Below are 10,298 nucleotides of genomic sequence, written 5' to 3'. Positions count from 1 at the left end.
GATTTTGTGTAAGTGCGATTTTAATTTTATTCTTCACTATTTTTTCATACGTTGGCAAAACAGATGCAAATAATTCAGCTCCTTTTTCTTTGCTGATGGAAGGATCTTTCATGGTTACTTTTTTTCCACCCGGATAATACGTATTTCCGTAGCCTATTGTCGGGATTCCTGCTGAATCCAAATAAGGTTTGGAACTGAATCCTTCAAATGATAAAATCAGATTGATTCCTTTTTGTGATGTTTTCATTTTTTAAAATATTTATAGATGAAAAAGATGAAGATTAAAAAAAAGATAACGATTGTAATGACAATCCAGGTTCCGGCTTGAGGACCATTCGCTTTTATTGTTTTTGTTTCTTCAAAAACTGCAGAATCAGCTTCTTTTATTCTTTCCTTTGAAACAGTATTGTGAGCCAAATCCTGAATAATATTGGTAAATTTTTCTTTTTTAACCTCCGATTTTTTATTGTCAACCTTTGTATAATGATTGTTGATCGAGTATTCTGCATTTCCAATGATGGAAATAATTTGAATGGTGTCTTTTCCAACTACATTATGAAAAACAAAAGGATTGGAGGGATCAGATTTTCCCGTGATTAATATTTCTCCGGATGTTTCGTTTTTCTTTTCTTTTAACAATCCATCAACAGAGGTATTTTGGGCTGATTGTATGTTTTTTACGCTAAGAGAATCAGCTTTTACTTGTTCTGTTTCTTTTTTATTTTCTTGATGAGTCGTTGTTATTTTATGTTTACTTCGGCAACACAATATGAGGCCACTGAATAAAATCAGCAGCAGAATTTTTGCTTTCATGAGTTCTATTTTTTGAAATTATTGAATTAGGAAGCCAGAAACAGGAAGAGAGGATTTATTGTTTTTATAAAAAAATTCCTAGTTTTTCTATTTTTTTAAATGTGACTTGATTAAAAGTCTGTTTAAGACTAATTTGAAATTTAACCACAAAAGGAACAAAAGACAACTATAAAGTTATTATTAGATAATAAAGTTCTCAAAAGAATAAAAAATCAAAGATTTTTAAAGATTTTTGTGTTCTTTTTTCTTTGTAGTCATTAATTTTAAATAGAAATATCTAAATCTTTAGCCGCTTTTATGGTTAAATAAAAAGTTTACAAATGATAGACTAAAAAAACATCCAACCTCGCCCTTCCTGCTTCCAGCTTATTTTACGTAAATATTTTGTCTTCTTTCACGTATTCTTTTTTGATACTTTCTAAAAGCATCTCTACACTTACCTTATAATCAGGAGACTTTGATGCGATTGTTTTTAAACTCACATCTTGTATGACGTTCATAATATTAGAGCCGGTAAGTTCGTATCGTTTTGCAATTTGGTTCAAATTAATCTCTTCAATCTGCAACTGTTCTGGTAAGTTTTGTTGCCAAATGCGCAGTCGCTCTTCATGTTTTGGATTATTAAATTTGATGCAGCTGTGAAAACGCCTTGTAAAAGCTTTATCCATATTATTTTTAAAATTGGATGCCAAAATAATAAGCCCAGAAAATGTCTCTATTCGCTGTAACAAATAAGAAACCTCCTGATTCGCATATTTATCGTGGGCATCTTTTACAGACGTTCGTTTCCCGAAAATAGCATCTGCCTCATCAAAAAATAAAATCCAGTTTTTATTTTCTGCTTTATCAAATAATTTAGCCAATTGTTTTTCCGTTTCCCCGATATACTTTGAGACCAGCATAGAAACATCAACCCTGAAAACAGGACGCCCGGTATATTTTCCTAAAAGACTCGCTGCAAGAGTTTTTCCGGTTCCCGGTTCGCCGTAAAATAATACTCTGAAACCAGGTTTGAGTTTTTTCTGCATCCCCCAATCTTCCATCAAAATTTGGCTACTGTTGTACCAGTCTTCAATGGTTTGAAGTTCTTTTAACGTGATTTGAGGAAGTATCAGATCATTCCACGATCTATCGGTGTGTAATAATTCTGCCGGGAAATCGTTGCTCATTTTTGGCAATAATTCTACTCCGAAAATTATATTGTTAAAAGCTTCCTGATGAACGCTTAATTGGCTATTCATTGGCGCATGTTCATGAGCTGAACTTGAAAATGCAATAAGTTCTTCTTTAATTAAAACCGATTTTGTACTAAAATAATCCAACGCTTTCAATCGTTCTGAAATAATTTCTCCGCCTAAAATATATTGAACCGCCTGAATCGTCGGATAAAAAAGTCTGCCATTTTCATTGGCTGAGCAATAATCAAACAGCGCACTACCTGGAAATTCTAAAAAAATACGTTTCAACAATGACGGATCTAATCTTGGCAATAAAGCCATCAAAAGAATTACAATTTCCTGATGAGAAAGCTCTTTCCCTGAAATATAATCTCCTAATTGAAAGCCTTCATGGTCATTCGTTTTAAATTCGGGCGCTCCTGTATTAAAATCTTCTGAAGAATTGTTGATACGCCATGTAATAACCTGTTCTAAATGAGCAAATAATTTTTGTATTTGTTCTGGTTCCATTGGTTTTTTAGTCTTTTTTATTTTTTAAATTCAAAATTTACTCTTCTTCGTCTGTTTAAATAAATTCTTTCTCCTAGCCTTATTTAATACGCTGATTAATCGTGTTTAGACATTTTATAATTTTTAAAAACAATTACTGAGTTTGTTGCTTAAAGTAAACGTCATTCATAATAGAAAGTCTTACCTAAACTGCCGAAGCTTATTAGAAAGTCTTTCACTCACTGGAATTCCTACTTTTTAAAAGAATCGATCTCCCGTTTTCACGAAATCATTCTTTACTCTTGAAAGAAAATAATAGATTTTAAAACCCAATCTATCATTCTGCCTCCTGGATGAAACTCTGATGATCGTGCATCAGAAAATTCCAATATTTCAAGAGCAAAAGGCTTCCCGTTACAGAGCATCTTACTCGATTGTTATTAAAATGTTTCCACATTATTTGTGGTTTGTTTTAATAAACCTCAACCGAAAAGTTGCCCACTTATGAATGCAAATAACTTTTGTAACATCTCATTTTTCATTGGTTTTTAGTTTTTTATTTTTGATATAAACAATTACTCTTCTTTTGTGACTAAAAATAAACCTCAACCGAAAAGTGATTCACGTTAGAGAGTCTTAGAAAACTGCTGATGCAGATACTTTTAGAAAGTCTCTCTCTCTTATTGGATTTCCTACTTTTTAAAGAGTCGATCTTACGCCTGAAAGAAAATAATAGTTCAACCATGATCTATTATTTTATTCTCGGATGAAATTTTATTGCTTGTGCATTAAAAAATTCCAATATTTCAAGGGCAAAAGGCTTCCGGTTATTGAAAATCTTACTCGGATGAAGTGATATATATGTTATTAGTTTATCATATAATTGATCAAATCGTTTTCATCTCTTCCTAAAATAATTTTTACATTCACCGGATGTGATCTCAATTTTGTTCCATTAACATCAATTTCTAAAAGCATCTGAATAAGAGAAAATGGTTTTCTATGATGTGCTGTATATTTAAATGAACCAGCTCTGCTAAATGTTCCCGATGGAGAAAACTCCCTGTAATCTGCATTGGGTTTGAAATAATTAATAGGATTAAGGTCTATCACCATTTCATTAGATGTTACAGGGTATTCAGATTGTCTGCCCCAAAATTCTGCATCCAACGGAAGTTCCTGATAAAAACCTGCACTTTTTTCATAACCGCTTTTAAGCGTTTTTTGTTGTTTGTAACGTTTGATGATAATCTTAGGTTGATATTTATCGATATCTAATTCGGTTAATAATTTTACATTTAAACATTTATAAACTACATTTCTGCTTAAAACATGTACATATTTATCTATTTGTTTGGGCTCACTTTCTTCGATATCTTCAATGTTTACATGTCCTCTACCAGATTTTTCGATATCTTCAGCTAGATAGAAATGATAAAATTTTTTCTTACTATTTCCCGTTGCTTTTACGTCTAACCCGAAATTAAATTCATTTAAATGCACATAATTATCGATGAATCTGCCAAATTGAGTTTGTGTAGGATATTTACCTGTTTCAAAATAGGTTTTCAGCTCCTCTCTTTGCGTGAATTTATTTTTTTCTTCCATGACATTTTAGTTTTCTTTATAATTTATGTTTTTAATATACTTTTTCTGGGAGCTAATTTTCTTTATGTTTTAAAGTTCAAAATTCATATATTTTTTGTTCTTAAAAAAGTTTTCCGGTCTTGTTATGCAGTAGTTGCAATAGCTTTTACCACTTAATAATCAATTAATTTCAGATTTAATTTCATAGTTCAACCTCCTATCTTTTTCAGATAAAATTTCATTTTTTTGCTTTCTCTAAAAGGAATAATTAGACGTTTTAAAATTTTTGAAAAACGATGTTCATTTGCTACTGAAAAATAAACCTTAACCGAAAGTTTGTCCACATTGAAGAGCCTTACGAAACTGCCAAAGCAGTTCTTTTTTCAAAGTCTCTCTCTCATCGGATTTCCTACTTTTTTAAAGAACCAGACTCCGTTTCCACAGAATTGATTTCTGCTCTTGAAAGAAACAACAGATGTGATTATCTATTATTTCGTTTCTCGGAAGAGATTCTAATGTTCACACATCAAAAAATTCCAATATTTCAAGAGTAAAAGGTTTCCTTTTAAAGGACATCCTACTCGATTAAGGTTATATTTTTTAGTTATTAGTATATAATTGAATTGCTTTTGAGATGCAATTGCTATTTCTAATTGAGAGCTCAAAATTCATCATTTTTTTGCTCTTATGAAAGTTTTTTGCCCTTCCTATCCTGTAGTTGCAGTAACTCTTATTTTTCTGCATCGTAGACAAAAATTTCAATATTTCCGAAATCTCCTTCCATATCAATAGGAATAGACTCGTCTTTTTGAATCATAAAAACATTTAGCCCAACAATGTGATCATCCATTCTTACAGCCATACAATCTATTGGAGATGATCTTTTAAATGGGATATTAATTTTGCTATTGATCCAAACTTTACCTTCGGGAAAAGCTTTTTCCAGCATTCCTGTATAGAATCCGGTTTCTTCGCGTCTCCAGTAAATATCTCCAATTGTGTTTTCTAATACGATAAATTGAGGCTCAAAAGATTTTTGATCTATATGCAGTAAAGCTCTGTAAATTTTATACTTTCTTCCAGGTTCTGTGGAATCTGAAATGCCTAAAGCCCTTTTCCATGCATAAATATTTTCATAATCCAAATTAGAAGCATCTCTTCTTGTTAAATAACTCACATGAGAATCTGATGACCACACGTGGCTTTCTAATACATTTTTGTCTGCCTTATTTTGAAGATTGCTACTCACACTGCCTATTTGTTCCTGAACTGTGGCTTTATCAGCTTTTGCTTGAAGATCTGTATTCAGATTAGTAACTCCCGTTTCAACGGCTTTTATTTTATTAAATTCTACTTGAGCTGTTTCTAAATCTACTTTAGCTTGAAGATTTGTATTCAGATTTGCAACTCCGGTTTCTACAGCTTTTATTTTATTAAATTCTACTTGAGCGGTTTCTAAATCTACTTTTGTTTCAAGACTAGCGTTTAATTCAAGAACCGCCGCTTTATCAGCTTTCGCTTGAAGGTTGGTATTTAAAGTAGCAACTCCGGTTTCAACAACTCTTATTTTATTAAATTCTACTTGAGCGGTTTCTAAATCTACTTTAGTTTCAAGACTAGCGTTTAATTCAAGAACCGCCGCTTTATCAGCTTTCGCTTGAAGGTTGGTATTTAAAGTAGCAACTCCGGTTTCAACAACTCTTATTTTATTAAATTCGACTTGAGCGGTTTCTGCATCTACTTTTGTTTCAAGATCGGCGTTTAATGTATTAAACTGTTCAAGAACTGCGGATTTATCAGCTTTTGCTTGAAGATTTGGATTTAAAGTAGCTACTCCGGTTTCAACACCTCTTATTTTATTAAATTCGACTTGAGCGGTTTCTGCATCTACTTTTGTTTCAAGATCGGCGTTTAATGTATTAAACTGTTCAAGAACTGCGGATTTATCAGCTTTTGCTTGAAGATTTGGATTTAAAGTAGCTACTCCGGTTTCAACAACTCTTATTTTATTAAATTCGACTTGAGCGGTTTCTATATCTACTTTTGTTTCAAGACTAGCGTTTAATTCAAGAACCGCCGCTTTATCAGCTTTTGCCTGAAGGTTGGTATTCAGATTAGCTACTGCGGTTTCAACAGCTTTTATTTTATTAAATTCTACTTGTGCTGTTTCTATATCTACTTTTGTTTCAAGACTAGCGTTTAATTCAAGAACCGCCGCTTTATCAGCTTTTGCCTGAAGGTTGGTATTGAGATTAGCTACTCCGGTTTCAACAGCTTTTATTTTATTAAATTCTACTTGAGCTGTTTCTATATCTACTTTTGTTTCAAGACTAGCGTTTAGTTCAAGAACCGTCGCTTTATCAGCTTTTGTTTGAAGATTTGTATTCAGATTAGCAACTCCTGTTTCTACAGCTTTTATTTTATTAAACTCTACTTGAGCTGTTTCTGCATCAACTTTTGCTTGAAGGTTGGTAGTCAGATTAACAACTCCCGTTTCTACAGCTTTTATTTTATTAAACTCTACTTGAGCTGTTTCTGCATCAACTTTTGCTTGAAGGTTGGTAGTCAGATTAACAACTCCCGTTTCTACAGCTTTTATTTTATTAAACTCTACTTGAGCTGTTTCTGCATCAACTTTTGCTTGAAGGTTGGTATTCAGATTAACAACTCCCGTTTCTACGGCTTTTATTTTATTAAATTCTACCTGAGCTGTTTCTGCATCTACTTTTGTTTCAAGATCGGCGTTTAATGTATTAAACTGTTCAAGAACTGCGGATTTATCAGCTTTTGCTTGAAGATTTGTATTTAAAGTAGCTACTCCGGTTTCAACAGCTTTTATTTTATTAAATTCTACTTGAGCCGTTTCTAAATCTACTTTTGTTTCAAGATTAGTGTTTAAGGTATTAAACTGCTCAAGAACTGTAGATTTATCTGCTTTAATTAGAAGATCTGCGCTCACATCGATTAATTCATCTTCAACAAATTTTATTCTGTTCACCTCTTGCTGAAGTGCTGATTTATCCGCTTTTGTTTGAAGATTTGTATTCAGATTAGCGACTCCAGTTTCAACAGCTTTTATTTTATTAAACTCTACTTGAGCTGTTTCTGCATCGATTTTTGTTTCAAGATTGGTGTTTACAGTATTAAACTGTTCAAGAACCGCCGCTTTATCAGCTTGTGTTTGAAGATTTGTATTCAGATTAGCAACTCCGGTTTCTACAGCTTTTACTTTATTAAACTCTACTTGAGCTGTTTCTGCATCGATTTTTGTTTCAAGATTGGTGTTTAAAGTATTAAACTGTTCAAGAACCGCCGCTTTATCAGCTTTTGTTTGAAGATTTGTATTCAGATTAGCAACTCCGGTTTCTACAGCTTTTACTTTATTAAACTCTACTTGAGCTGTTTCTGCATCGATTTTTGTTTCAAGATTGGTGTTTACAGTATTAAACTGTTCAAGAACCGCCGCTTTATCAGCTTTTGTATGAAGATTTGTATTCAGATTAGCAACTCCGGTTTCTACAGCTTTTACTTTATTAAACTCTACTTGAGCTGTTTCTGCATCGATTTTTGTTTCAAGATCAGCATTGATTGCAGTAAATTGTTCTTGAACTAAAGCTACATCCGCTTTTGCCTGAAGATTAATATTCACTCCACTCAATTGTTCCTGAATCGTAGCTTTATCTGCTTTAGCTTGAAGATTTGTATTTAGATTAGCGACTCCCGTTTCTACAGCTTTTATTTTATTAAATTCTACTTGAGCCGTATCTAAATCTACTTTTGTTTCAAGACTAGCGTTTAACTCAAGAACCGCCGCTTTATCAGCTTTTGTCTGAAGGTTGGTATTCAGATTAGCGACTTCAGTTTCAACAGCTTTTATTTTATTAAACTCTACTTGAGCTGTTTCTGCATCGATTTTTGTTTCAAGACTAGCGTTTAACTCAAGAACCGCCGCTTTATCAGCTTTTGTCTGAAGGTTGGTATTCAGATTAGCGACTTCAGTTTCAACAGCTTTTATTTTATTAAACTCTACTTGAGCTGTTTCTGCATCGATTTTTGTTTCAAGACTGGTGTTTAATGTATCAAACTGTTCAAGAACGGCAGATTTATCTGCTTTAATTAGAAGATCTGCGCTCACATTGATTAATTCATCTTCAACAAATTTTATTCTGTTCACTTCTTGCTGAAGTGTTGATTTGTCGGCTTTAGTTTCAAGACTGGTTGTAAATGTACCGAATTGCTCAAGAACTGCAGCTTTATCAGCTTTTGCTTGAAGGTTTATATTCAGATTAGCAACTCCGGTTTCTACAGCTTTTATTTTATTAAACTCTATTTCAGCTGTTTCTATATCAATTTTTGTTTCAAGAGCAGCATTTAAGGTATTATACTGTTCCAGAACCGTCGCTTTATCAGCTTTTGCTTGAAGGTTTATATTCAGATTAGCAACTCCGGTTTCTACAGCTTTTATTTTATTAAACTCTATTTCAGCTGTTTCTATATCAATTTTTGTTTCAAGATCAGCATTTAAGGTATTATACTGTTCAAGAACCGTCGCTTTATCAGCTTTTGCCTGAAGGTTGGTATTCAAATTAGCAACTCCGGTTTCTACAGCTTTTATTTTATTAAATTCTACTTGGGCTGCCTCTGCATCAACTTTTGTTTCAAGACTAGTGTTTAAGGTATTAAACTGCTCAAGAACGGTGGATCTATCAGCTTTTATTAGAAGATCTGCGTTCACATCGATTAATCCATCTTCAATAAATTTTATTCTGTTCACTTCTTGCTGAAGTGTTAATTTATCTGCTTTAGTTTCAAGGTTTGTTGTGAAGGTGCCGAATTGCTCAAGAACTGCTGCTTTATCTGCTTTAATTTGGAGTTTAGTATTCACATTGATGAGCTCTCCCTGAACAAGTTCAATTTTATTAATCTCACTTTGAAGTCCTTCAACCATTCCAACGGTAATATTTGAAAGTCCGGTTGCTAAATAATTAGCTTTGTTTCGTTTGTCCCCCCCTTTAAAAAGATACAATGAAAAGTTTCCTTTTGAGTCGGGAACTGCGATAAAATCGTTATCCTCAAATTTATACAGGTCAGAATTTTCTGTAAACTCTAAAATACTACTTTCTGTAGCTTCAATTAAGGTTGTTAAACCCAAAGCTTCAATTTTTTCTGCTAAGATTTTCTTGTCACCATTCAAGAAGTCTTGTGAAAACATGTATTTCGAATCACTCTGATCTTTCGTGTAAACTGCAGTTTTATCAATTTTAGTTTCAAGATCAGCATTTAGTAAGTTAAATTGTTCCTCAACTATAGCTTTGTCTGCTTTATTTTGAAGATCACTATTCACATTGACTAATTCATCTTCAACAATTTTTATTTTATTGAATTCCTGCTCAACGGTAGCTTTGTCTGCCTTAGTTTGAAGATTAGTATGTAAGTTTGCTAATTCCTCCTGAATTACTGGGATTTTATTCAACTCGCTTTGAAGTCCTTCAACCATTCCAACCGTAATATTTGAAAGTCCGGTTGCTAAATAATTGGCTTTATTTCGTTTGTCGCCGCCTTTAAAAAGATACAATGAAAAGTTTCCTTTTGAGTCTGGAACTGCGATAAAATCGTTAGCTTCAAACTTGTATAAACCGGAATGTTCTGCAAATTCTGAAATATCTTTCTCCGAAGCTTCGATTAACGTTGTTAATCCTAAAGCTTCGATTTTTTCTGCTAAAATTTTATTCTCATCATTCAAAAAATCCTTCAAAAACATGTACTTGGAATCACTTTGATCTTTTGTGTAAACATTTCCAGTGTTATTATCATTATCAATAGTAGCAAGATTATTCAATGATTCTTTAACTCCTAAAATACTTTTCCAGGACTCTATATTTTGCGAATTCAAATTAGAAGCATCTTTTTTTGCTAAATAATTCGCATGAGAATCTGAGGACAAAGCATGGCCATCAAAGGCTGTTTTATCAACTTTAGATTGAAGCTGATCTATAAGTCCTATAATTTTAATCATCGGAATGGCTTCATCTTTGTGCCAAAACGAAGACCAAGATTCTTTAAACTCTTCTTGTGTTGGAAAATCGCCGGTTTCAAAATAACTGTAAATTGTATCTAATGGTATTGACATATCGTTTATTAATTTTTTGTTTTTAGTATTATTAAAATTATATTTCCCGCAATACCATACAATCACAGGCTAATTGGTGCAAAATGAGCCATTATATAATA

5 protein-coding genes are annotated in these 10,298 nt (G+C 32.7%); all 5 read right to left on the bottom strand.

Features of this window, described 5'->3' with window-relative positions:
• The coding region (locus tag OEW74_RS16230) for a lysozyme (protein ID WP_265429468.1) at window positions 1-247 on the bottom strand (247 nt) is incomplete at its 3' end.
• A complete protein-coding gene (locus OEW74_RS16225) occupies window positions 244-813 on the bottom strand; it encodes a hypothetical protein (protein WP_265429467.1) in 570 nt (189 codons plus the stop codon). The genes OEW74_RS16230 and OEW74_RS16225, both read right to left, overlap by 4 nt.
• A gap of 371 nt (window positions 814-1,184) precedes the next feature.
• Window positions 1,185-2,501, bottom strand: coding sequence for an ATP-binding protein (locus OEW74_RS16220; protein ID WP_265429466.1), 1,317 nt, complete (start codon window positions 2,499-2,501; stop codon window positions 1,185-1,187).
• Window positions 2,502-3,347: 846 nt separating this feature from the next.
• Complete coding sequence (locus OEW74_RS16215) at window positions 3,348-4,088, bottom strand: hypothetical protein (RefSeq protein ID WP_265429465.1); 741 nt, start codon at window positions 4,086-4,088, stop codon at window positions 3,348-3,350.
• Window positions 4,089-4,797: 709 nt separating this feature from the next.
• Window positions 4,798-10,197, bottom strand: a complete 5,400-nt coding sequence (locus OEW74_RS16210; protein WP_265429464.1) for a hypothetical protein — start codon at window positions 10,195-10,197, stop codon at window positions 4,798-4,800.
• Window positions 10,198-10,298: the final 101 nt, after the last annotated feature.

Source organism: Chryseobacterium sp. YIM B08800, assembly GCF_026163565.1.
Lineage (GTDB): Bacteria > Bacteroidota > Bacteroidia > Flavobacteriales > Weeksellaceae > Chryseobacterium.
The sequence above is the reverse complement of the archived record's forward strand: the minus strand, read 5'-3'. Positions and strand labels throughout refer to the sequence as shown.

Excerpts from the sequence above, each read along its gene's own strand:
- OEW74_RS16225 (WP_265429467.1), bottom strand. The coding sequence starts at position 813 with ATGAAAGCAAAAATTCTGCTGCTGATTTTATTCAGTGGCCTCATATTG.
- OEW74_RS16220 (WP_265429466.1), bottom strand. The coding sequence starts at position 2,501 with ATGGAACCAGAACAAATACAAAAATTATTTGCTCATTTAGAACAGGTT.
- OEW74_RS16215 (WP_265429465.1), bottom strand. The coding sequence starts at position 4,088 with ATGGAAGAAAAAAATAAATTCACGCAAAGAGAGGAGCTGAAAACCTAT.
- OEW74_RS16210 (WP_265429464.1), bottom strand. The coding sequence starts at position 10,197 with ATGTCAATACCATTAGATACAATTTACAGTTATTTTGAAACCGGCGAT.